The sequence below is a fragment of the Lacisediminimonas sp. genome (genome assembly GCF_030645335.1).
Taxonomy (GTDB): Bacteria; Pseudomonadota; Gammaproteobacteria; order Burkholderiales; family Burkholderiaceae_D; genus Lacisediminimonas.
In genome coordinates, this window is sequence record NZ_JAUSNH010000052.1 from 1 (window position 1) to 23,891 (window position 23,891).

Below are 23,891 nucleotides of genomic sequence, written 5' to 3' on the forward strand. Positions count from 1 at the left end.
CGAAATAAGCCGGCCATTGCTCCAGCCTGTCGTCGTCGAGCATATGGCAGTAGTCGCTCAGGAATTCTTCCAGCCGATGCTGCACTTCATGCGTGACACCCTGGCGACGGGTGATGTTTTCTGCCTTGATTGCCATGTTCATTTGAACCCCATTATTTCGCGGTAGCCGTGCCAGAACCCGCGCACGGAGGCTTCGGTTGCGCGCGACGACTCGTTGGACTCCGCCACCTTGCCGCCCATCTCGATGAATGATGCGACGTCCGGGCTCGACCTGGTGCCGCGCTGGACGAATGAATTGATGCAGCCGTCTTCCAGCGCGACCAGGCCGGCAGCGCCGGTCAGGTTGCCCTGCATGACGCGCATCTTGGTCTGTTCCGGCGTGTCGGTCTTGTAGCCGAGGAAGATCCAGTACAGCTCGGTCTTGTCGACACCGCGCGGCACGAAGAAGCGCACTGCCAGCGAGTTCAGCGTCAGCTGCGACACGAAATTCGGGAATACGGTCTGGATGCTGTGCGTGATGTTGTCGTCAAAGCCATCCCAGGCGTCCAGCAATTCCGGTCCGGCCAGCGCGGAGTTGTACGAGGCCGAGTGAATCTGTTCGGTCTTGTATTCGTCAGCGACTTCCAGCGTGGCGCGCTTGGCGTAGCTGATGTGGTGCCATTTCTTGTCCGACAGGACGATGCCGCCGTCCATGTCCAGGCGGTTGACCTTGAAGGTCGTATAGAAAGTGTGCAGCAACGTGGCGTGGTACGAGTCGCGCACGTTCTCTGCATACAGCTTCCAGTTGTTGTGGATGATCTGGCTGTGGGTGCCCAGGATCTGCAGCGGATGATCCATGTTGCGCGCCAGGAATTTCATGATCGGCTCGCCCAGGAACTCTTCCAGCGGCGGCGTCTCTTCCGAGAATGTGCCGAACACGATGCCCGAGAATGTCGCCACGCGCAGCGGCTGCAAGCGATGCTTGCTGGTGTCGAAGTCGTCCGGCATGCCGCCCTTGCCGCGGATGCCGTTGCGGAACGCGGCCGAGTTCAATGTGCCGTCGAGCTTGTAATTCCATGCGTGGTACACGCAAGTCAGCGAGGGCACGTTGTCGCGGTCTTTCAGCGAGACCAGCGCGCCCTTGTGCGCGCAACGATTGACCATTGCGTGGATCTTGCCTTGCTCGTCGCGCGTCACGATGATCGGCGTATCGCCGACCCATGAAGTGCGCACGTCGCCGGAATTGGCGATTTCGACTTCCAGGCACAGGTAGTTCCATACCGGTCCGCGGAAAATCTTTTCCTGCTCTTGCTGGTACACGGCCTGGTCGGAGAAAACCTGGAATGGCACGCGGGCCACGCCTTCTGCCGGCCATTCGACCAGCGGCTCGGCCGCAACCGGGAAAATCCTTGCGTTCATACTGTCCTTTTGATCATGTCTGTATTTGGCACCTGCGCCAACCTGGGCGCTGCCGGTGCCTCCGGCCAACCCGCGATGCACGGGATTTGCAACAGCGGGGCGACTATAAGGTTTGCTTCTTTATTTCGCAATCAGATAAGATTGATACTGGTTATCTCAATTTGCGATAATGAAAAATGAATCTCGATCTTCACCTGCTGCAGGTATTCCTGGCCATCCATGAACGGCGCAACGTCGGCGAAGCGGCGGCGGCGCTGGGCATGAGCCAGCCCGGGCTGAGCACCGCGCTGGCCCGCTTGCGGCGCACGCTCAACGATCCGCTGTTCGTCAAGACGGCGCGTGGCATGGAGCCAACCAGCAGGGCGCGGGCGCTGGTGGCGCCGATCCGCGCCATCGTCCATTCCATCAATTCGGATCTGCTGGTTGCGCCCGACTTCGTGCCGGCCAGTTCGACCCGGGAATTCAAGATCGCGCTGTCGGATATCGGCGAAGGCATCTATTTGCCGTTTGCCGTGCGCAATATCCAGGAAACCGCGCCCGGGGTGTCGCTGAAGTCTGTATTCATGCCGCCCAGGCAACTGGAAGAGGAAATGGCGGCCGGCCGGGTGGACCTGGCAATCGGCTATTTCCCCGACATCAAGGGCGGCCAGTTTTTCCAGCGCCGCATCGGCCTGCATTCCTTTGCCTGCCTGGTGCGGCGCGACCATCCGGAGGTGACGGAACAGCTGACCATGAAACAGTTCGGCGAACTCGGCCATGTGGTGGTGGAGGCGCCGGCCCGCAGCCAGGAAGTGTTCGAGATATTCCTGAAGCAGAACCAGGTGCAGCGCCATGTCGTCTTGCGCACGCCGCACTTCATGAGCGTGCCGGTGATCGTCGCCGGCAGCAGCGCGATTTCCGTGGTGCCGCAGGCACTGGCGGATTTTTTCGTTTTTCAACCGGATATCCGGCAGGTGCGCCTGCCATTCGTGCCGCCCACATTCCAGGTCAATCTTTACTGGCATCGCAGCGTACAGCTCGACCCGGCCAATCAGTGGCTGCGCGAGATCATCATGTCGTGTTTCGACGTCATCCGCCAACGCGGGTACGATCGCAATGGCAAGCGACGCAAGCCGGCAGCGGCCCGGTCGGCGAAGGCCTGAGTGCTGGCCGGACAATTTTCACCAAATGCAATCGAGGGGAGCAGACGATGGACATCAAGCAGTTCATGCAGGGCTACAAGGCGGCATGGGAAGGGCGCGACGAAACGGCTTTTTCAGCCCTGTTCAGCGCCGACGGCCAGTACCACAACACGCCCTTTGCGGTGCAGAAAGGGCGGGCCCAGCTTGAAGACTACTGGCAACGGGTCAAGCTGCAGGAAGACATCGCGCTGCGCTATGAAGTGCTGTCGTCGTCGCCGGCCGGCGGCATTGCCCACTGGCGCGTCACCTACCAGGTCGCATCTGAAGAGCTGTTCCAGATATGGGCCCGCTCCACCGGCACCAGCCTGGTCGCCAGGACGCCAGGCCAGCCACTGCCGCGGATGATCCTCGATGGTGTGTTGCAGGCCAGTTTCGAGGCTGGCCTGTGCAAGAAGTGCGCGATCTGGTGGCATAGCATGCCGCAGGATTAGGTCGGGCAAGCGGGCTTTATGTGCCTGTCATCCCGGCGTCAAGCCCGGCCCAGGCATCAATCGCGGAACCATAGCGCCAACGCTTGCATTTTGTGTTCCGATCAGATAGATTTGATAGCAATGATAGCACTGCTTATTCTGGAGCATCTTTATGGCACAACTTCTGGTGCGCGAGGTGGACGAAGCTCTGGTTCTGCAACTCAAGCGCACCGCCGCCGCACATGGCCGCAGCGCAGAGGCTGAACACAGGGAAATTCTGCGCAAAGCGCTGGCTGATGAGCAGCCCAAACCAACGCCTTTCAAGGAGGTGTTGGCCTCAATGCCCTATTTCGATGACGACGATTTATTCGACGTACGTTAAGGTCGTTGATGACGACGCTCTATTTGCTGGACACCAATATCCTGAGCGATTTTCGAAAAGGGCCAAGGGCGCATCCTGGCGTCAGGCTTTTTTTTGAGTCCGTGGATGACGCCAGTCTGTTTGTGCCGGTTCAGGTGATCGGCGAGATACAGTCCGGAATCCAGAAGCTGCGCCGCCGCAAGGATCACCCTGCCGCATTCGCCTACGAGCAATGGCTCGATACATTGCGGGATGAATTCGCCGGGCGCATTATCGATTTCGATCGGGAAAGCGCCCGAATGTGGGGGGTATTGCTGAGCGGAGAAAAGGGCGACCCGCATACGATCGACAAGCAGATTGCTGCCATGGCCATGGTGCGCGGAATGACGGTTGTCACCGGCGACCGGGGCGTTGCGTTCAGAGGTTTCTACCAGTTGCAGGTAGTGAACCCGATGGCCTCTGTGGCAAGCCCGGGCGCAGACTGACCGGCATTCACCAGGCAATGCCGGGCCGACCATCAGACACCGCCATTGCCCTGCACCACCTGACCCGCTGCCGGCCGGGTCAGCCTACTTCCCCAACCCATCCCTCAGCACTTCGGCCAAATGCCGCGTCTGCCGCTGCGCACCTTGATGTACCTGCTCGCGGCAACTGAAGCCATTGGTCACGACCTGCGTGCTCGCCGCGGCCCGGCGCACCGCAGGCAACAGGACTTTTTCGCCGATACGCATGGAGGCATCGATATGCTCGGGATCGAAGCCGAACGATCCGGCCATGCCGCAACAGCCTGAGTCCAGCACCTCGACTTGCATGCCGGCTTTCTTCAGCAGGGCCGCTTCGGCGTCGGCCCCGATCACAGCCTTGTGATGGCAATGATGGTGCATCAGCACCTTGCCGGTCATGGCTGGCGGTTGATAGCCTTGCTGGTCGAGGAATTCACTCAGCATGAAGGATTGCGCCGATAGTTTTTGCGCCAGTTCATCGTTCGGGAACAGGTTCAGCAACTCATCGCGGAACGCCGCCAGGCAGCTCGGTTCCAGTCCGATCAGGGGCACGCCGGCGAGTATCTCCTCGCGCAGCGCAGACATGATCTCGACGAATTGCGCACGGGCCTGGTCCAGCATGCCGAAGTCGTACAGCGGCCGGCCGCAGCACAGGTGCTGGCGCGGGATCGTGACGGTGTAGCCGGCATGTTCCAGCACCTCGACCGCGGCACGGGCGACTTCGGGATGGAAATGATTGTTGAACGTGTCCGGCCACAGCAAGACCCGGGTCGCCCCGCGCGCGGCGCCGGCACTTGCCGGGCGGCGCTTGAACCAGCTGCGAAAGGTCTGGCTGGCAAACACCGGCAACTGCCGTTGCACCGCCACGCCGGCCACTTTCTTGACCAGGGTGGAAATGCCGGGCGTCTGCGTGAAGAAATTGGTCAGCGCCGGCATCAGCGCGCCCAGCCTGGCCCACTGGTTGATGCGCCCGACCAGGAAATGCTGGCGCGGACGCTGGCGGCCTTCGTAGTAATGCGACAGGAATTCCGCCTTGTAGGTCGCCATGTCGACCGACACCGGACATTCGCCCTTGCAGCTCTTGCAGGACAGGCAGGTGTCGAGCGCTTCTTTCACATCCTCGTTGCGCCAGTCATGCGCCATCGGCGAATCGTTATTGAGCATTTCAAACAGCAATCGCGAACGGCCGCGGGTGGAATCCCTTTCCTCGCCGCTGGCGCGATAGCTGGGGCACATGGCGCCGCCTTCCACCCGGCGGCACTTGCCGGCGCCGACACAGCGTTGCGCGGCTTTGAGGAAACTGCCGGCGTCGTTGCGGAATGAAAAATTCAGCGGCTTGAGTTCGACCGGCCGGTATTCCGGTCCGATGCGCAGGTTGGCATGCAAGGGATAGGCGTCGATCACTTTGCCGGGATTCATCAGGTTGGCCGGGTCCCAGATGCGCTTGAACTGCCGGAACGCGTCCATCATTTCGTCACCGAACATGATGGGCAGCAGCTCGGCGCGCGCCTGGCCGTCGCCGTGTTCGCCGGACAGCGAGCCGCCGTAGTCGACCACCAGGTGCGCGGCCTCGAACAGGAATGCGCGCCAGTGGCTGACCTTGTCGGCAGTGCTGACGTCGAACGTGACGCGGCCGTGTATGCAGCCGTCGCCGAAGTGTCCGTACAACGAGGCGTCATAGCCAAACTTGTCGAGCAGCTTGCGGTAGTCGCGCAGGTAGTTGCCCAGCCGCTTGGGATCGACGGCGGCGTCTTCCCAGCCGGCGTAGGTTTCAGGTTGGCCGGGCACGGCATTGCGTGCCGACGAGCCGGCTTCACGGATGGCCCACACGCGGTTCTGCACCGCGCGGTCAAGGTAGATCGCTTGCGCAACCGTATGCGGCGCCTGGGCCTGCATCAGGGCGCGCGCTTTGGCTTCTGCTTCGGCCAGCGTGTCGCCGCCGAATTCAACCAGCAGCCAGGCGTTGCCCTCCGGCAGGTAGTCGATGTCGCCCATCTGCACATTCTTGCGCCGCATGTCGTTGATCATGCTGTTGTCCAGGCCTTCCAGGCAGATATTGCCGAACGGGAGGATGTCTGGGGTCTGGTCTGCGGCCAGGTAAATGTCTTCATAGCTGAGCACGGCCAGCACCCGCACCGGCGGGCTGTCCACCAGCCGGGTCTCGGCTTGCAGGATCATCGCGCAGGTGCCTTCCGTGCCGACCAGTGCGCGGGCCACATTGAAGCCGTTTTCCGGCAGCAGTTCGTCCAGGTTGTAGCCGGAGACGCGGCGGCGGATGTCGGGGAATTTTTCCCGCACGAGGTCGGCGTAGCGGTCGCGCAAGGCTTTCAGGCCGGCGTAGATTTCGCCGCGGCGGCCGCCTTCGGCGATGATCTGCTGCAGCTCTTCTTCGGAAGTCGGGCCGACCCACATGCGCAGGCCGTCGTAAGTCAGGATTTCCAGCCGTTCGATATTGTCGACCGTCTTGCCGGCCATGACGGAATGCGCGCCGCAGGAGTTGTTGCCGATCATGCCGCCCAGTGTGCAGCGGCTATGCGTGGCGGGGTCGGGGCCGAAGGTCAGCTTGTGCTGTTCGGCGGCGTGGCGCAGCACGTCGCACACCACGCCCGGTTCCACTCGCGCCAGTCGCCGTTCGGGGTCAACTGACAGTACCCGATTCAGGTATTTCGAGGTATCGATGACGACGGCGACGTTGCAGGTCTGTCCGCACAGCGAGGTGCCGCCGCCGCGCGCCAGTACCGGGGCCTGGTGGCGGCGGCAGATTTCCAGCGTCTTGACGATGTCGTCGATGGTGCGCGGGATGACAACGCCGATCGGTACCTGACGGTAGTTGGAGGCGTCTGTTGCGTACAGGGAGCGGCTGCCGCCGTCGAACCGGACTTCGCCTTCGATTGCTTTTGCCAGGTCTGTTGCCAGTCGCTGGGCGTCAAGCGTGAGTGGCTGGTCGAAAACGGTTGGGGGGTGCATGGTGCCCATGATGGGTTCCTGTTTCTTTGGCTGGGTGCAATGGGAACCGGCATTGTGCACTAATGGCGGGGGTGGGGCTATGACGGGTACATGTCAATCCACCCGACACCGATCCGCAGCATCAATCACCGCCCCGGCCATGGCCGTCCACCCGACAATCCCCCCCTGCGCCGTAATCATGGCCAGCGTCGCCGCCTTGAATTCCGGAAAGTAACTCCCCGTCCCATCCTCCACCAACAGACAATCATAGCCACGATCATTGGCCTCGCGCATTGACGTTTGCACACAGACTTCGGTCGTCACCCCCATGAAAACCAGCTGTGTGATGCCCCGTTCAGCCAGCAAGCGGTGCAGCTCAGTCCCATGGAACGCCCCCTTGCCAGGCTTGTCGATCACGATCTCGCCCGCCACCGGCGCCAGCTCCGGCACGATCTGGTTGCCCGCCTCACCGCGAACAAGAATGCGCCCCATCGGTCCGCTATCGCCGATGCGCAGCGTCGGATTGCCGCGCAAGCGCTTGGCCGGCGGGCAGTCCGACAAGTCGGGCAAATGCGACTCCCGCGTATGCACCACCAGCCCACCCGCACCACGCCATGCCAGCAAGACATCGCGCGCCACCGGCACCACGCACTGCAGCAGGGAAACATCATTCCCCAGCGTCTCGCCAAAGCCGCCAGGCTCGACAAAATCGCGTTGCATGTCGATGATCACCAACGCTGCTTTCCTGAATTCCAGTGCAAATGCAAACGGCTGTGCCGCAATCCTGACCATTACCATGCTCATGTCGTCGTTGATGTTGATAGTTTCATTTGCAGTCTGATACTGCATGGCTATGCCGCCTCTTTTTCCGCTGCATGCGACAGGCCACCCATGTAGGCGCCCAGCTGGCGTCGGTTTGCCTGGTGCGCGGGCACTTCAAACACGATCCGGCCTTCACTGACCACGACAATGCGGTCTGACAGCAATAGCAATTCATCCAGGTCTTCGCTCACCAGCAAGACCGCAGCACCACGGTCGCGTGCCTGCAGCAAGCGGGCATGGATCTCGGCGACAGCGCCAAAATCCAGCCCGAACACCGGATTGCTGACCAGCAGCAGATCGGCGTCGCCCGATAGTTCGCGTGCCAGCACGGCGCGCTGCACGTTGCCGCCCGACAGCGTGCGGATCGCCGCGCGCTCACTTTGGGTCTTGACGCCATAGCTGGCAATCCATTCGCGGGCGCGTTGCCGCAGCAGGCTCCAGCGGACCAGGCCGGCGCGCGCAAACGGCGCCTCGTCGAACTGCCGCAGGCCCATGTTGTGCGACACCGACAGCGCACCGACACAGGCGTTTTGCAGCGGCTCCTCCGGCAGGCTGCGTACCTTCAGCACACGGTTCTGCCGGCGGCTGGCGTAAAACGGCTGGCCGCTGACCGTGACGCTGCCAGCGCTACGCGCACGTTGGCCGGTCAGGGCTTGCATCAGCTCGCGTTGGCCGTTGCCGGCAACACCGGCAACACCCACGATTTCGCCAGCGCGCACCTGGAGGTCGATGCCGCGCACGGCGAGTTCGCCACGATCGCCGGCCACCACCAGGTCTTCGATCTGCAGGCGTTCGGGGCCGGGTGCGGCCGCATGGCGCGCCAGCGCAGGCTGGGCGCTGCGGCCTGCGCCGATCATGGCCTGCGCCAGTTGATCGGTGCTGGTGCCGGCCACGGCCATGCTGGCAACGAGCTGACCGCGCCGCAGTACGCTGACGTCGTCGGCATAGGCGCTTACTTCGCGGAACTTGTGGGTGATCATCACGATCGAGCAATGCCCGGCATGGGCGCGTTCACGCAATGCACCCAGCACTTCGTCGGCCTCCTGCGGCGTCAATACCGATGTGGGTTCATCCAGGATCAGCAGGCGCGGCTGCAGCAGCAATTGCTTGAGGATTTCCAGCTTCTGTTTTTCGCCGGCCGACAGGTCGGCCGGGGTGGCGTCGAGGTCGAGCCGGAACGGCGTGGTCTGCATGAATTCCGACAGTGTCGAGCGCACTGACTTCCAGTCGATCACGGTCGGCAGCTTGCCGCGCGCCAGCAGCAGGTTTTCTGCGACTGTCATGCCGGGCACGACAGTGAAATGCTGGTACACCATGCCAATGCCCAGCGCGCGCGCTTGCGATGGCGAGCCGATCTCGCGTTCACGCCCGTCGATCATGATCGCGCCATCATCGGCGCGGTGGTAGCCGACGATGGCCTTGACCAGCGTGCTCTTGCCCGCGCCGTTCTCGCCCAGCAGTGCATGGACGGTGCCGGGACGCACCACCAGCGAGACCGCATCGAGCGCAGTGAAAGCGCCGAAGCGCTTGGAGAGCGCCAGGGTTTCCAGCGTCAGCGCGGACATGGCTCGCCCGGGCCGAAACTGTTGCTGCCCGCGGTCGGGCACAGCGCCAGCAGCGCCGCCATGATCGCGGAGGAATCGGAGACTGCGCCAAACACGCCGCCCTGCATTTCCACCATTTTCAGCGCAGCCAGGTGGTTGCCGGCATCGGTGGCGCCGGTGCAGTCTGCCAGCAGCACGCATTCAAAGCCGCGATCATTGGCTTCGCGCATCGTGGTGTGGACGCAGACGTCGGTGGTAATGCCGGTCAGGATCAGGTTGCGTATGCCGCGCACACGCAACAGCAATTCCAGGTCGGTCGCGCAAAAGGATCCCTTGCCGGGCTTGTCGATCACCGGCTCGTCCGGCAGTGGCGCCAGCTCGGGAATGATTTCCCAGCCCGGCTCGCCGCGCACCAGGATGCGCCCGCAAGGCCCCGGGTCGCCAATGCCTGCGCCAATGCGCTGCGAACGCCAGCGCTTGTTGGGCGGCAGGTCGGACAGGTCGCTGCGGTGGCCTTCGCGGGTGTGGATCACGTGCATGCCGCAGCGGCGCGCCAGCGCCAGCACGGCGCGGATCGGTGCGATCGGTGCGCGTGTCAACGACAAGTCATAGCCCATCGTGTCGACATAGCCGCCAACGCCGCAAAAATCAGTCTGCATGTCGATGATGACGAGCGCGGTATTTTCCGCGCGCAGGTCACCGTCGAAGGGCCACGGATAGGGAGTGGAGGCAATGGTGGGCATGTGGGTTCCTTCAGCGGGGTGCGAACAGCTCAGACGGCGAGCCCGGGATGGTCCGGTTGGGCACGCAGGTCAGCACCAGGATCAGCAAGGTCAGCGCATAGGGCAGCGCATTGAACAGGTAATAGCCGCTGCTGATGCCCACTGATTGCAGCGCCGGGCCGATTGCACCGGCGCCGCCAAACAGCATGGCAGTACCCAGGCAGCGTACCGGACTCCAGCGCGCAAAGATCACCAGCGCCACCGCGATCAGGCCCTGGCCGCTGGACAGGCCTTCGCTCCAGCTGCCGGGGTAGTACAGCGACAAGGACGCGCCGCCCAGTCCGGCGATCATGCCGCCGGCGGCGGTGGCGGCCACCCGTACCAGCGTGACCGAGGTGCCGATGGCGCGTGCCGCATCGGCGCAATCGCCGACCATGCGTACTTTCATGCCCCAGCCGGTATGGGCGAAGAACCAGGCCATCAGGCCGGCCAGCAGCACGCCGGCCGGGAACAGGGGATTGATGCGCAATGCGGCCTGCCATTGCGACGAGCCGCTCCACCAGCCCAGCGCCAGCGGCGGTATTTGCGGCGCTTGTGGCTGGATCAGCGACTTGCCGAGATAGAACGCCAGGCCCACGCCGAGCAGCATGATGGCGATTCCCATCGCCACATCATTGACCCGCATCATCGAGCACAGCAGCCCGTGCAGCAGCGCCAGTATGCCGCCGGCCAGCGCGGCCGCCGCCACGCCGACCCAGGGCGAGCCGGAGAGGTAAGCGCCACCGAATCCGGCCATCGCGGAAAACACCAGCACCCCTTCCAGGCCAAGGTTGATGCGGCCGGCCTTTTCAGTCAGGCATTCGCCCAGGCTGACGAACAGGAAGGGCGTGCCGATGCGGGTCGCGCCGCCGATGATGGCAGCCAGCAGTGCAAGCACTTCGTCAAAGGTCATGCGGATTGTCCTTGCGCGTTAGTAGGGGTCGCCGCGGCCGGGACTGTGGCAACAGCGGTGGCAACAGCGCCCGCTGCAGGCACAGCGGGCGCTGGCGCGCTTGATTTTCCCTTCAACAGGAATAGCCGCCCACGCAGCGCCTCGCTGGCCAGGATGATCACGAAGGCGAACCCCAGCAGCACCTGTACCGACGCGTCGGGCATGCCCAGCCGCCGCTGCAACAGGCTGCCGGCAGCGCCAAAGCCGCCGAACAGGATGGCCACCGGAATGATGGCCAGCGGCTGGTGCCGGGCAACGAAGCTGACCAGGATGCCGGCATAGCCAAGGCCGGCTATCAGGGAGGCATTGGCGGCGGTGTGGACGGCGGCGACTTCAATGCCGCCGGCCAGCCCGGCTGCCGCGCCGCCGAGCAGGCAGGCCGACATCACCAGCCGGTTCACCGGCAAGCCGACCAGCCTGGCAGTGCGCGGATTGCCGCCCACGACGCGGGTGGCCAGGCCATGCGTGGTGGCGAGCAGCCAGAAGCCGGCCAATATGCACAGGCCCACGCCCCAGGCCAGCCCCCAATGCACGTCGTAGCCGCCGATGCTGCCGATACGCAGCGTGGCGTCGAGCGGCAAGGTGGATGGCTTGTTCAGGCTGGCCGGATCGCGCATCGGTCCTTCAACGAAATGCTTGAACAGTTCTAGGGCCAGGTAACCGAGCAACAGGCTGCTGATGGTTTCATTGACGCCGCGATACTGGCGCAGCGCGCCGGCAAGCCCGATCCATGCACCGCCACACAGCGCCGATGCCAGCAGCACCATCAAGGTGCCGGCCCAGCCAGGCGGCACCGGCATCAGGTAGGGCAGGGCGGCGCAGGCCAGGCCGCCGACCACCAGCGCACCTTCGCCGCCGATGATGGTGAGCCCGGCTTGCGCCGGCAGCGCCACCGCCAGTGCAGTGAGCATCAGCGGCGCGGCGCGTTGCAGCGTGTTTTGCAGGGCGAAGCTGTCGCCGAAAGCGCCGACGAACAGCAGCCGCCACACTTCCGGCGCACTATGTCCGTCGAGCGCGACGAAGGCGCCGAACAGCAGCAGCGCACCGGCCAGCGACAGCAGGGGCAAGGCCATTGCTTCGACGGCATCCTGCAGCAGGGCGCGGTTCATGGCAGTGCTCCGGTGGCGGTTAGAGTGCGGGCCTCATGGCGGCAAGGCGTCATCAGACCTTGCCGATCACGCCTTCCACCAGATAGTTCATGTTTTCCAGTTCGATCGCGGTCTGGGTGTAGCTCTTGCCCTTGGCGATCACGACCTTGCCGGCGTTGTCCTTGAGTTCGCCGGCAAAGATGTCGAAGCCGCCTTTCAGCATTTTTGCCTTGATCGCATCCGCATTCTTGCGGGCCGCTTCCGACACCGCAGGGCCATAGGCCGAGGTCTTGACGAAGCCGTCCTTCAGGCCGCCGCGAATGAAATTCGGATGTGGCTTGCCAGCCTTTGCCGCGTCGATGATTTGCTTGTAGGCCGTGACCCAGTTCCATTCAGCGCCGGTCAGGTAAGCCTGGGGCGCCAGCTTGGCCTGGCTGGCGTGATAGCCGCACACCATCTTGCCGCGCCTGGCTGCGGTTTCGACAATCACTTTCGGACCGTCGACGTGCATCGTGAAAACGTCCACGCCCTGGTCGGCCAGGCTATTGGTTGCTTCGGCTTCCTTGACCGGCAAGGACCAGTCGCCGGTAAAGATGACTGCGGTCGTGATCTTCGGATTGACCGAGCGGGCGCCCATGGTGAATGCATTGATGTTGCGCAGCACTTGCGGGATCGGCTTGGCGGCGATGAAGCCGAGCTTCTTGCTCTTGCTCATGTGGCCTGCCACCACGCCGTTGAGGTATTGCGCTTCGTCGATATAGCCAAAGAAGCTGCCGGCGTTGGCCGGGTGCTTGCCTTCGGTCCACAGGCCGCCGCAGTGAGCAAAGCGCACGCCGGGATTCTTGGCCGCCAGGGCCAGCACATGCGGATTGAAGTAGCCGAATGATGTCGGGAACAACAACTTGGCGCCATCCTGCGAAATCATGCCCTGCATGCTTTTTTGCACGGCTTGCGTCTCCGGCACGCTTTCTTCTTCCACTACCTTGACGCCGGCCATGGCCTTGACCTGCGCTGCGGCTTGCGCATGCGCCTGGTTGTAGCCGAAATCGTCGCGCGCACCGACATAGATGAAGCCCACCGTCATGGTCGATTGCGCCAGCGCCCAGGGCGCGTGCACAGCCGTCGTCAGTCCGGCGCCCAGCGCACCAGCGCTCTTGATCCAGTCACGTCGATTCCAGTGCTTTGTAGTCATGCAGCGCTCCCGCAAGGTGAGGTAAGTGAGGTGTCCGTTTGATGCATTTCAAGCTTGTGTCCCATCTTGTATGCAAGTTTGAGGCCAGCTATTTCCTGACGGGAAGGCGGGGTGAATCGGGGGAAATGCGGGTGCGCTCGGCCTGGGCGGGCTGCCTTGCGCACCGCCGTGGCGCAGTGTGCACCGTAGCGGATCTGCCGCCTGATTGATCTCAGGGCGCCCAGCCATAGCCCGCCGCGACTTGAAAACGGGCCTGGCCTTGCCGGACACCGCCTGGGAGCCGGGTCAAGGCGCTTCAGATGTAAGCAAATGGTAAGCACTCATGCATGTTGTTAACGGGATTGATCTGTATAGAAGTCCCTCGCCCGAGGCGACCTACACTGGCCTGCATGATGACCAGCGAAAACAGTGTGCTTGTCCGGCCAGTCCTGCGCGACATGCTCGACCACTTGAAGCGTGTACGGCAATGCGAGCGCGACGAGGATCTGGCGCGCCTGATCGGCATTGCGCCATCCACGCTGTCGCACTATCGCAGCGGCAGCCGCTGGCCGGGGCTGGACAATTGCGAACGGATAGCGTTCCTGCTCGGCATTGATCCGGAGCAAGTGATCGAGGCAGTCAAGACCGGTCGCCGGTGCTCGGGCGGTCGGGAAGCAAATTGAACTGGTCGAGGTGATCAGAAACCGGGCGATGAAAATGCGAGGAGGGGGCTCACGCACCAGCAGGCAGGACACGAAAGGCGGGATACGAAAGGCAGGAAACGAAAGCAGCATGCGCGGGCCGCCGGGACTTGGGGAATGTAGCGGCCCGCTAACCAATCGAACTTGCCAAGGAGCACGAGAGGCTGCCCTCACTTTATGCAAATCATGGCTAAACGACATAACAATTAGGAAGAGTGTTGAGATGGCATGTTCGTTAGCCGATTGTTGAGTGATGTATCCATTAAAAGCCCATTAAAAAGCCAATTCTCTAGCCCGGATTGTCTGCGGCTTCCACGGCTTGACCAGCAGGTGGCCAGGCGCGACACGCAAGGCCCAGTCGCTTCCCTGCCGGATACGAGTGCGCTGCCCGACCCGGTGTATAGTTTGCCCGGTTCGCCCCCTTGGTTTTTTCGGCAGTCTCCCCTGATTCCTGCATTACTTTCCGATGTCTGATCCCTGCCTGCCCGGGCCAGCCGTGGACACCAGCGTTGCGGTACGCACGCTGTGCGATTTCACCGCACGCCAGGGCGATCTTGACCTGCGCTTCACGCCAGCGCCTTCGGCACTCGAAGGCATGCTCGGCCATGTCGCCGTGCGCGCCCGCCGCGGCGCGGGCTACCAGAGCGAAATCACGCTCGAAGGCCAATACCGCAATCTGCGCGTGCGTGGCCGCGCCGATGGCTATGACCCCGAGCGCAAGCAGCTTGAAGAAATCAAGACGCATCGTGGCGACCTCGAGCGCATGCCCGCCAACCAGCGCCAATTGCATTGGGCGCAGGCGCGGGTCTATGGCTGGCTGCTGTGCCAGAAACTCGGCCTGCAGGAGATCCGGATCGCGCTGGTCTATTTCGATATCCTCACCCGCAAGGAAACGGTGCTGCTCGAACTGCATTCGGCGCCGGTGCTGCAGCAGATGTTCGAGGACCAGTGCCAGCGCTTCCTGTACTGGGCGCAGCAGGAACAGCGGCATCGGCTTGCACGCGATGCGGCGCTGCTGTCGCTGCGCTTTCCGCACGGTGAATTCCGCGCTGGGCAGCGCCTGCTTGCCGAGGCTGTCTACAAGACGGCGGTGGGCGGCCGCACCCTGTTGGCACAGGCGCCGACCGGCATCGGCAAGACCATCGGCACTGTATTCCCGATGCTCAAGGCGATGCCGGGGCAGGGACTCGACAAGTTGTTTTGCCTGTCGGCCAAGACCTCTGGCCGGGCGCTGACGCTGGCCGCGCTGCAACAAGTCAAGCAGCTTGCGCAAGTGGAGCCGTCAGAGAAACCAGGGCAAGGGCCGCAAGCAGCGCAAGGACAGCAAGTTGTGGCTTTGTTGCCCTTGCGCGTACTGGAACTGGTCGCCCGCGACAAGGCTTGCGAACATCCGGACAAGGCGTGTCACGGTGAATCCTGTGTGTTGGCACGGGGATTCTATGACCGCCTTCCGGCAGCGCGGCGTGACGCTGCTGCCGCGTCGGCCAACCTGGACCAGCAAACGCTGCGCGCAATCGCGCTGTCGCACCAGGTATGCCCGTATTACCTGGGCCAGGAAATGGCGCGCTGGAGCGATGTCGTGGTCGGCGACTATAACTATTTCTTCGACCAGAGCGCGATGCTGCATGCGATGACGGTCAACGCCGACTGGCGGGTGGCGGTGCTGGTGGATGAGGCGCATAACCTGGTCGAGCGCGCGCGCAAGATGTACAGCGCAGAACTTGATCCGGGCAGCCTTTACCTGGCCCGCCGTGACGCCGCGCCGCCGGTGAAGAAGGCGCTGGCGCGGGTCGCGCGGCAATGGTCGGCGCTCACGTGCGCTGCCGAGGCGGACTATGTCGTTTGCAAGCTGCCGGAGAAGTTGTTGCTGGCGCTGCAGCAGGCGGTATCGGTGATCATCGACCTGATGGGAGAGCAGCCCGATGCATTGAGCGCCGACATGCAGCGCTTCTATTTCGACGCGCTGCATTTCACCCGGCTGGGCGAAACATTCGACGAGCATTCGATGTTCGACCTGACCAGGCAGGCGGGAGCGCGCAATGCCGATCGCTCGGTCATTTGCATCCGCAATCTGGTTCCCGCGCCTTTCCTGCGCGCCAGGATGCAGGCCGCGCATGCCAGCGTGCTGTTCTCTGCCACGCTCTCGCCCTGGCGCTACTATGCCGACCTGCTCGGCCTGCCGGGCGACACTATCTGGATCGACGTACCGCCAGCGTTCAGGCCCGAGCAACTGACGGTGCGCATCGTGTCGGACGTGTCGACCCGGTATGCCGACCGTGAGGCGTCGCTGGAGCCGATAGTCGGCCTGATCGGCGAACAGTTTTCACGCGCCCCCGGCAACTACCTGGCGTTTTTCAGCAGCTTTGACTACCTGCAAAAGGCATTGGCCCTGTTGCGCACCCGGCATCCGGCGATACCGGTTTGGGAGCAGTCGCGCCAGATGGATGAAGCTGCGCGATCGGCATTCCTGTCCCGTTTTGAAGCGGGCGGCAGGGGCCTGGGTTTTGCCGTGCTCGGCGGCGTTTTTGCCGAAGGCGTGGACCTGCCGGGCACCAGGTTGGTCGGTGCATTCATCGCCACTCTCGGATTGCCGCAGGTGAACCCGGTCAACCAGCAGGTTTGCGCACGCATGGAGACGCGTTTTGGCGCTGGCCTTGGCTACGACTACACCTACTTCTTTCCCGGCTTGCAGAAAGTGGTGCAAGCTGCGGGCAGGGTGATCCGCTCGGAAACCGATCGCGGCGTGCTGTACCTGGTGGATGACCGCTATGCCCGGCGCGATGCGCGTGCGCTGTTTCCGCAATGGTGGCAACCGCGCGTGATGCGGATGGCGGATTTGCCCGATGATGAAACGCGTTAAGTGCAAGACAGCATGCGCTCGGCAAGCGCCGCCGGATCATCGGGCGCGCGTGTCTTGCCGGACTTGATGCTAGTCTAGTGGCCGCGGCAACTGCGCCGATGTACTCTGCTGCATCCAAATCGCCATAACCTGAACCGGAGCAAAAACAATGACCATCCTGATCCTTGGCCTGGTGATTTTCCTGGGCGTGCATTCCATCCGTATCGTCGCCGACGACTGGCGCACCGCCCAGCGCGCACGCATGGGCCCGATGGCATGGAAAGGCGCTTACTCCTTGCTGTCCTTGCTCGGCTTTGGCTTGATCGTCTGGGGTTTCGGCATGGCGCGCGCCGATCCGGTGGTGCTGTGGACGCCACCGGTTTTCCTGCGGCATATCGCATCCTTGCTGTTGCTGGTCGCATTCATCTTGCTGGCGGCGGCTTACGTGCCGCGCAACGGCATCAAGGCCCGCTTGCATCATCCGATGATGATCGCCGTCAAGCTCTGGGCGTTTGCCCACTTGCTGACCAACGGGCGGCTGGCCAGCGTGGTACTTTCCTGCGCATTCCTGGCTTGGGTGGTGCTGGCATTCCGGGCGGCGCGACAACGTGACGCCCGTGACGCCACGGTCTATGCACCGGGGACGACAATGGCCACCCTGGTTACGGTGGTGCTTGGCGGAATCGGCTGGGCCGTGTTTGCATTCTGGCTGCACCGCTTGCTGATCGGTGTGGCGCCGTTTGCCATGCGAGGTTGAAAACGGTGGGGCTAGTCACGCTGTCATGGGCGCACGCCAGGCATTGCAGATAAACGCATGGCCGATGGCCAAATCTCCAAGGTTTCGGCGACGTCTGGGGGGGCGTATATTCTTAAGATGCAGATGGCGGTGAATCAGATTGATCCGGATTCAAACGAGGGTGTGTCTCTTCGCCCATCCACCACAAAATGGCACCTGATGCGAGCATTGAAAGAGCGACGAACCAGAAGGCGGCCTCGACCTGGCCCGTGAAGTGCGCAGCCAGCCCCAGACCCAGTGCCCCAATGCCGTAACCCAGGTCGCGCCAGAAACGGTAGATACCAATGGCCGATCCGCGCCAGTTCGGATGAGAGATATCTGCTACGGCTGCTGAGAGATTGGGATACAGCAGTGCCATGCCAAGCCCCGACAAAGCAGCAGACAAGGACCACCAGAGCACCCCCTGGCCCATCATCATGAGGGCCACACCGGCTCCGCATATCCACATGCCCCATACGTTTGGCCGATGGCGCCCAATGTGGTCAGACAAACGACCGGTGAATAACTGAGAGGCACCCCATGTAAGGCCATACACGCCAATGACCGAACCCACCTGCGTCAGGCTCAATCCCTTTTGGTATAGATACACGGGATAGAACACCCAGACCAGCGCATCGACGAATTTCTCCACCAGTCCAGCCTGGCTCAGGGCAAAGAGCCGGTGATCACGCCAGCTCATGAGCGCAAACACCTCCCAGGTGCTCGGTGCGCTGGAAATGTTGCGCGGGTAACGCGGTAACGCCGTGCTTTGGCTTGTACCTGTTGCATGACGTGCTGCCTCGGCCTTGGCCCAGGGCAGGGTCTCTCGCACCCACACTTGAGTAAGGACGAGGGCGCTCAAGATCACGACGAGTCCAAACACCAAAAGCCCTTGTCGCGCTCCCAGCACGGTCGCAAGCCAGGCAGTGATGATGCCCGCCAGCGCTACCCCCACGTAACCCGCAAACTCATTGAGCCCCATTGTGAGGCCACGCTCCTGCATGCGCGTGATGTCGAGTTTGGAGGTCTGCGTCATCGACCAGGTCAAGCCTTGATTCACGCCCAGCAACACTGTGGCTGCGACCACCCAATTCCAGTTTGGGGCATACCAGACCATGAACGGAATGGGTACGGCCATCAGCCAGCCCAGCAGCAGCACACGCTTGCGTCCGATGCGCTCAGACAATCTCCCGGCCATGAAATTCATCACTCCCTTGACCACGCCAAAAGCAATGACGAATGAGGTCAGCAACAGGAATGAAGTCTTGGGCACGCCGAACTCTGACTCGGCCAGCGCTGGAACCACGGTGCGCATCATGCCAATGGTCAGCCCCACCAACAGCACCTGCAACAGTTGGTGCAGAAACTGCTGCAAGTTGGCTCGAATGCCGTGTTGGTAATCCATGGGCATCAGGCCGATTGTATGAAAAACATCTTTTTCCCTTTCAGAACACCAGCACTTTGTCGGCTTCAGCAGTCCAGTCGGCAAGTTGCGCCAGGGTGGACCGGCGGGCGCCTTCAACCAGCTCTTCATCCCTCAATCCCCGTGCATCCATGCAGGTTCCGCAAAGCGCCACTTCACCTTTGCGCAGCACCTTGCCCAGCATCAGTTGCACGTTGTAGTAACCCTCCGGCACCTTCTGACCAGCCTTGGCACAGGCCACGGCATCAGCCATCAAAAACAGACGCACCTGCACCTCTTCTTTGGCCGACAGCACGCCTGCCAGTCGCAGGGCGTTATAAGCCCGTTCACTCCCATAGGGCGCATCGTTGACGATGAAAAGTACTTGGGACATCACTTGCCTCCGCTCCTTATCGAATCCTTCAGCCCGTCCAAGTTGCGACGAACGTTGTTATTGAACAGCAGGCCTTCTTTGGCTTGCCTGGGCACGTCCTCGACATCGAGCACGTCGCTTACCATCTGGAAGGACACGGCACCGTTATGGTCCCGGCCGTCAGCGGCCAGCATCTGATTGCCATAGAACACCGAAGGTGCCGGTAAATCAGGTGCCAGGCTGGACGGGATCAGCTGGATCGGCACCCGATATGTGTTGGCTAGTTCGGCTGCTACTTGCAGGTTGCCGTTGCAGCGCACGCCCGGTGGATCCTTTGCGATGAAGGTCAATACCCTGCGACCTGCGGCATCCGTTGAGCCAGGCACATTCATGGATACTGCGCCTGCCGCCCACACGCCAGCGGCAGCCAAGCACAGCGAGGCTATGCCCGACATCTTGATGAGTCTGGATTTCACGGTCATCTCCTTTGAAAATCAGGTCTCGGCCAATGGCATGCCAGCGGCCTGCCACTCGCTTACACCATCGAGCAGCTTTTGCACCCGATAGCCCTTGCTGCTCAAGAGCCGATAGGCCTCTTCAGAAAACAGGCAAAAGGGTCCACGGCAGTACGCCACGATGTCTTTGTTTTTGGGCAATTCAGCCAGGCGGCTTGCAATTTCCTGAACTGGCATGGAGCGAGCAAACGGCAGGTGAGCTTTTTCGTATTCCTCCTGTGGTCGCACATCGATAACCAGTACCTCCCCGCGCTTGGCACGTTTGAGCAAGGTCTCGCGATCCACCGTCAACAGCTTCGAGGGTTCCGCCACCATCTGATCGAGCGCCACACGCAGCTCAACGAGGTGCTCCTGCGCAACCTCTCTTAGCGTGACCCACAAACCTGCCACATCGTCGCCCGTGAGTCGGTAGATGACAAACTTGCCTTCCTTGCGAGACGTGACCAGCCGCGCCTCCCGTAAAGCCCTCAGGTGGGCACTGGCCAACTTGATGTCAATCGAGAGTTCGCCGGCCAGTTGCTCCACTGACCTCTCACTCTGGGCGAGCAACTCAAGCAATTCCAGCCGCTTGGGGCTGGAAACTGCTTTACCGATACGCGCCACCTGCTCGTAGAGCAAATCTTTGATCTGTCGATTGTTCATGATAATATTCTAACGATGGTTAGAGTGTAGCAAACAGCTGGGCATAAATCCAGTCAGCCTCGGCCCGAAACCAGAGCGATCTCGGACGGAGGAATCGGCGGCCCATGCAATACAACAGTAACAAGCACCTCTTCGCTGTTTTTTTCTCCGTGGCCTTACACGCTACGGTGCTTGTACTTGCCAGCAACTACCAGTTCAAGTTCTCCGGCAAGCCAGATGTACCGAAAGCAGACGAGATGATTGTCTACATGGAGGTCTTGCAGCCCCCTCCCGAGAAGAATCTTCCTGTACCTGCCAACCCACCATCAGCACAAGTCCCAGCCCCCGCGGCGGCCCCCTCAATCCAGGCACCGAAAGACAGCCCAGAAACAACGCCCGTCACCCAACGTCAGCCGGTATCCATGGCAGCGCCGTCTGCCCCAACAGCCGAAGAATGGGCCTTTGCTGCCAAATACACGCTCAAGAACAGCAAGGCTTACCGCTACAGTTGGGGTCAGCAGGTCCGCAGCATGATGGGCGCCGCAGTCGAAGGGCCAAATCAAGGCGTTGTACGGTTTCGGGTGGAAGTCGCGCCTGATGGAACATTGGCAAAGCTGGAAACACTGTGGACCACATCCACCGTTGCCGAGCAACTAGCGCGCAAAGCCATAGAAAACATGCCGCCGTTGCCACCGACACCGACCGGCAAACCTTTGATCTTTGAGAGGACGATCTCGTTCACACCTTTTGCATCGGACGGACCTCCCATATACAAAGACGACTGTCTTCCTGACCCGCCAAGCTTCCGTAACCCATTTGCCTGGGATGGGAAATCACCGCAGTTGCGAATTGAACCGAAGTCCGTTGAGAAACTGGACCCCCAGGAGATGGTGGAGTGCCTCAGACAACTGCCTCAGGATTCGATCGAAGCCGAAAGTGCACGTGACCAGCGGCTCATGGATCAATGGGGATCGGGCAAGCCTGGACGCTGACGGCGGATCGCTGGTTTTGCACATCACGGCGAACTCATGTGAGTAGCGCCTTGACGCAGGGTCGGGGGCCGGTACCTTGTGCCCGGCCTGCCCCTGAGTTTTGACAACGCTCGAAGTGGAGACCTTTCTGGAACCGATCGAAAGGACAAAAGCCGGTCGGGTAGCAAAACGCTAACCGACCGGCTCGCAAATTTTCCGGCGCTTTCATTGGGCGCTGCAGCAGCGCTGCAGCGCGGCCTGCATCAGGTTCGCAAAGCGGCCAGGCGCCGGCTGCGGATCACCTGGATGAATACGGCAAGGATCACCAGTCCGAAGCCGATGGCGTCGGAAACCAGCGATGGATAGACCAGCGCGAAACCGGCGATGAGCAGCATCGCGCGTTCGATCATCGTGGTCTTGACCAGCATCCAACCCTGGAAGCCGGCAGCCAGCGCGGCTACGCCGACCGCAGCGGTGAACGTGACCTCGGCAATCATCCACCAGTTGGCCGTGGCCAGTGCCTTGGTCGAGCCCATCAGCAACAGTCCCAGTCCGCTTGGATCGAGCACGAACATGAACGGCACCAGGAAGGCGGGCACGGTGTACTTCCAGCATTGCAGCGTCGTCTTGTACGGGTCGCCACCGGTGATGGCGGCGGCGGCGAACGGCGACAGCGCGGTCGGCGGCGACACTTCGGACAGCACGGCGTAGTAGAAGATGAACATGTGGGCTGCGTAGTCCGGTACGCCCAGCTTGATCAGGGCGGGCGCGGCGATCACGGCGCAGATGATGTAGGACGCCGTGACCGGCACGGCCAGGCCGACGATCCATACCACCAGCGCGGTGAAGACGGCGGTCAGCAGCAGGTCGCCGCCGGCGTAGTCGATCACGATGCCGGAAAACTTCAGGCCCAGGCCAGTCAGCGTGACGACGCCGACGATCAGGCCAGCGCCGGCACAGGTAGCGGCAACGTTCAGCACGCCAACCGAACCGCCAGCCAGCGCCTTGACCAGCTTGGATTGTGCGATTCCCTTGATAATGCCTTTTTCGCGCAATTCAGCCGGCGAAATCAGCGTGGTATCTGCCCGCAGGAAGCTGGTGAGCAGCGAAACCACCGTCGCCCAGAACACCGACAGCACCGGTGAAAAGCCCCACATCATGAAGACCACGATCGAGATCAGCGACAGGAAATGGAACCAGTATTTGCGCGCCAGAACGCCGACCGATTCAACCTTGTCGAAGACCGCTTCATGCATGCCGTATTTGCGTGCGTCGATCTCGACCATCAGGAACAGCGCGAGATAGAACAGGCCGGTCGGGATGATTGCCATCAGCAGCACATCCAGATAGGAAATCTTCAGGAATTCCGCAATCAGGAAAGCGGCAGCGCCCAGCACCGGCGGCGAGATGATGGCGCCCAGTCCGCCGGCCGACAGCAGGCCGCCGGCGGCGTTGCGTTCATAGCCGACCTTGGCCAGCATGGGCCAGGCGACCGAGCCCAGCGTCACCGTGGTGGCCACACCGGAACCGGATGGGCCGCCGAGCAGGAACGACGCCAGCACCACCGTGCGTCCGGCGCCGGTTGGCTTGCCGCCCATCGCCGAGAAGGAAAAGTCGATATAGAACTTGCCGGCATTGGAAAACTGCAGGAAGGCGCCGAATATCGTGAACAGGATGATCAGCGAGGAGGAGACGTCCACCGCGGTGCCGAAGATGCCTTCGAGGGTCATGTACATCTGCCCGACCAGGCGGCCGATTTCGTAGCCCTTGTGGGTCCACGGATGCGGCAGGTAGGCGCCCAGCAGCGCATACAGCAGGAAGCAAGTCGTCACCAGCGGCATGACCCAGCCATTGGTGCGCCGCATCGCTTCCATGATCAGCAAGATCAGGGCGACACCGAACACGATGTCGGTCATGGTCGGGCTGGTGTTGCGGTCGAACAGGTCGTCGCCGCCCATCAGCAGGTAGACGATGGTCGCCACAGATACCAGCGCGGCAATCCAGTCCCACCACATGATGCGGTGACGAAAACGCTTTGAAATCGGGAACATCAGAAAGGTCAGGAACAGCACGAATGCAACGTGGACCGGACGCAGTGTCTGGGTCGGCACGATGTCGTAGGCCGCCCATAAATGGAACAGCGACATCAGGACAGCGCCCAGCACCAGGAAACCTCCCAGCCAGCCGCCCATCTTGTTGGCGGCGCCTTCTTCTTCTTCGATGAATTGTTCGGCTCTCCTCAGCGCTTCTTCGCTGACGATGCCGTCCTTGTCCTTGTCATTCACCTGGACCTGTTCACTCATGTTGTCTCATCCTGAAAGCGTGGGGCTATCGCTGCCCCATAAACAAAACCCCGCCGGGAGGGCGGGGCTGGCTTGCCGGGAATCGGTCAGTTGACCTTGATTCCCTTTTCTGCGAAGTACTTTGCTGCACCTGGGTGATATGGCACTGGCGAAGCGGAGGTTTTCTGGTTTTCCAGCTTGAAGTTCTCGGCTTCCTTGTGCACCGCAACGATGTCGCTCTTCTTTTCGAAGATGGTCTTGACGATGTTGTAGGC

At 61.9% G+C, this 23,891-nt stretch carries 22 protein-coding genes; 8 read left to right on the forward strand and 14 right to left on the reverse strand.

Annotated elements, in window-relative coordinates; all coding sequences use genetic code 11:
- Window positions 1-138: 138 nt before the first annotated feature.
- Window positions 139-1,398 (reverse strand): Rieske 2Fe-2S domain-containing protein, encoded by a 1,260-nt coding sequence (locus tag Q7T64_RS04020; RefSeq protein WP_304791565.1) that lies wholly within the window; start codon window positions 1,396-1,398, stop codon window positions 139-141.
- 176 nt (window positions 1,399-1,574) lie between these two features.
- Between Q7T64_RS04020 and Q7T64_RS04025 the strand changes: the two genes are divergently transcribed.
- From Q7T64_RS04025 to Q7T64_RS04040, 4 genes are all read left to right on the forward strand, one after another.
- Window positions 1,575-2,540, forward strand: a complete 966-nt coding sequence (locus Q7T64_RS04025) for a LysR family transcriptional regulator (protein WP_304791568.1) — start codon at window positions 1,575-1,577, stop codon at window positions 2,538-2,540.
- 47 nt (window positions 2,541-2,587) lie between these two features.
- On the forward strand, window positions 2,588-3,010 hold the full coding sequence (locus Q7T64_RS04030; RefSeq protein WP_304791571.1) for a nuclear transport factor 2 family protein: 423 nt from the start codon (window positions 2,588-2,590) through the stop codon (window positions 3,008-3,010).
- Between the two features lie 151 nt (window positions 3,011-3,161).
- Entirely contained in the window at window positions 3,162-3,371 is a 210-nt protein-coding gene (locus Q7T64_RS04035) for a DNA-binding protein (RefSeq protein ID WP_304791573.1), read from the forward strand.
- An 8-nt stretch (window positions 3,372-3,379) separates the two neighbouring features.
- Window positions 3,380-3,835, forward strand: coding sequence for a type II toxin-antitoxin system VapC family toxin (locus Q7T64_RS04040; RefSeq protein ID WP_304791624.1), 456 nt, complete (start codon window positions 3,380-3,382; stop codon window positions 3,833-3,835).
- An 84-nt stretch (window positions 3,836-3,919) separates the two neighbouring features.
- Here Q7T64_RS04040 and Q7T64_RS04045 read toward each other — a convergent pair whose 3' ends face one another.
- The 7 genes from Q7T64_RS04045 to Q7T64_RS04075 all read right to left on the reverse strand — a co-directional run bounded on the left by Q7T64_RS04045 (window position 3,920) and on the right by Q7T64_RS04075 (window position 13,158).
- Complete coding sequence (locus tag Q7T64_RS04045; protein ID WP_304791576.1) at window positions 3,920-6,829, reverse strand: FAD-binding and (Fe-S)-binding domain-containing protein; 2,910 nt, start codon at window positions 6,827-6,829, stop codon at window positions 3,920-3,922.
- A gap of 84 nt (window positions 6,830-6,913) precedes the next feature.
- Entirely contained in the window at window positions 6,914-7,597 is a 684-nt protein-coding gene (locus Q7T64_RS04050; protein WP_304791626.1) for a cysteine hydrolase family protein, read from the reverse strand.
- 53 nt (window positions 7,598-7,650) lie between these two features.
- Window positions 7,651-9,186: an ABC transporter ATP-binding protein gene (locus tag Q7T64_RS04055; protein ID WP_304791579.1), complete on the reverse strand. Its 1,536-nt coding sequence runs from the start codon at window positions 9,184-9,186 to the stop codon at window positions 7,651-7,653.
- Window positions 9,174-9,908, reverse strand: coding sequence for a cysteine hydrolase family protein (locus tag Q7T64_RS04060; protein ID WP_304791582.1), 735 nt, complete (start codon window positions 9,906-9,908; stop codon window positions 9,174-9,176). The genes Q7T64_RS04055 and Q7T64_RS04060 overlap by 13 nt, the downstream gene beginning before the upstream one ends.
- Before the next feature lie 10 nt (window positions 9,909-9,918).
- Complete coding sequence (locus Q7T64_RS04065; protein ID WP_304791585.1) at window positions 9,919-10,839, reverse strand: ABC transporter permease; 921 nt, start codon at window positions 10,837-10,839, stop codon at window positions 9,919-9,921.
- A complete protein-coding gene (locus tag Q7T64_RS04070; protein ID WP_370653248.1) occupies window positions 10,836-11,972 on the reverse strand; it encodes an ABC transporter permease in 1,137 nt (378 codons plus the stop codon). The genes Q7T64_RS04065 and Q7T64_RS04070 overlap by 4 nt, the downstream gene beginning before the upstream one ends.
- A 67-nt stretch (window positions 11,973-12,039) precedes the next feature.
- A complete protein-coding gene (locus Q7T64_RS04075) occupies window positions 12,040-13,158 on the reverse strand; it encodes a BMP family ABC transporter substrate-binding protein (RefSeq protein WP_304791591.1) in 1,119 nt (372 codons plus the stop codon).
- Window positions 13,159-13,547: 389 nt separating this feature from the next.
- On the opposite strand from Q7T64_RS04075, the gene Q7T64_RS04080 reads away from it, so the two are divergent.
- The 3 genes from Q7T64_RS04080 (at window position 13,548) to Q7T64_RS04090 (ending at window position 17,434) form a co-directional block, all read left to right on the forward strand.
- On the forward strand, window positions 13,548-13,820 hold the full coding sequence (locus tag Q7T64_RS04080; RefSeq protein ID WP_304791595.1) for a helix-turn-helix transcriptional regulator: 273 nt from the start codon (window positions 13,548-13,550) through the stop codon (window positions 13,818-13,820).
- Between the two features lie 484 nt (window positions 13,821-14,304).
- Window positions 14,305-16,698, forward strand: coding sequence for an ATP-dependent DNA helicase (locus Q7T64_RS04085; protein WP_304791598.1), 2,394 nt, complete (start codon window positions 14,305-14,307; stop codon window positions 16,696-16,698).
- Window positions 16,699-16,846: 148 nt separating this feature from the next.
- Window positions 16,847-17,434 carry an NnrU family protein gene (locus tag Q7T64_RS04090; protein ID WP_304791602.1) on the forward strand — a complete coding sequence of 196 codons (588 nt, stop codon included), beginning with the start codon at window positions 16,847-16,849 and terminating at the stop codon, window positions 17,432-17,434.
- A 112-nt stretch (window positions 17,435-17,546) separates the two neighbouring features.
- On the opposite strand, the gene Q7T64_RS04095 is transcribed toward Q7T64_RS04090, so the two are convergent.
- From Q7T64_RS04095 to Q7T64_RS04110, 4 genes are read right to left on the reverse strand one after another with little or no spacing between them, the layout of a single operon-like run.
- A complete protein-coding gene (locus Q7T64_RS04095) occupies window positions 17,547-18,857 on the reverse strand; it encodes an MFS transporter (RefSeq protein WP_304791604.1) in 1,311 nt (436 codons plus the stop codon).
- Between the two features lie 40 nt (window positions 18,858-18,897).
- Window positions 18,898-19,248: a DsrE/DsrF/TusD sulfur relay family protein gene (locus Q7T64_RS04100; RefSeq protein WP_304791607.1), complete on the reverse strand. Its 351-nt coding sequence runs from the start codon at window positions 19,246-19,248 to the stop codon at window positions 18,898-18,900.
- On the reverse strand, window positions 19,248-19,703 hold the full coding sequence (locus tag Q7T64_RS04105; RefSeq protein WP_304791609.1) for a hypothetical protein: 456 nt from the start codon (window positions 19,701-19,703) through the stop codon (window positions 19,248-19,250). The genes Q7T64_RS04100 and Q7T64_RS04105 overlap by 1 nt, the downstream gene beginning before the upstream one ends.
- 18 nt (window positions 19,704-19,721) lie before the next feature.
- Window positions 19,722-20,384 carry a metalloregulator ArsR/SmtB family transcription factor gene (locus tag Q7T64_RS04110; protein WP_304791612.1) on the reverse strand — a complete coding sequence of 221 codons (663 nt, stop codon included), beginning with the start codon at window positions 20,382-20,384 and terminating at the stop codon, window positions 19,722-19,724.
- A 104-nt stretch (window positions 20,385-20,488) separates the two neighbouring features.
- On the opposite strand from Q7T64_RS04110, the gene Q7T64_RS04115 reads away from it, so the two are divergent.
- Window positions 20,489-21,355 (forward strand): energy transducer TonB, encoded by an 867-nt coding sequence (locus tag Q7T64_RS04115; RefSeq protein ID WP_304791616.1) that lies wholly within the window; start codon window positions 20,489-20,491, stop codon window positions 21,353-21,355.
- A 242-nt stretch (window positions 21,356-21,597) separates the two neighbouring features.
- Here the strand turns inward: Q7T64_RS04115 and Q7T64_RS04120 are convergent, their stop codons facing one another.
- Entirely contained in the window at window positions 21,598-23,637 is a 2,040-nt protein-coding gene (locus Q7T64_RS04120; RefSeq protein ID WP_304791620.1) for a TRAP transporter fused permease subunit, read from the reverse strand.
- 86 nt (window positions 23,638-23,723) lie between these two features.
- Window positions 23,724-23,882, reverse strand: coding sequence for a TAXI family TRAP transporter solute-binding subunit (locus Q7T64_RS04125; RefSeq protein ID WP_304791629.1), 159 nt, complete (start codon window positions 23,880-23,882; stop codon window positions 23,724-23,726).
- Between the last annotated feature and the right edge of the window lie 9 nt (window positions 23,883-23,891).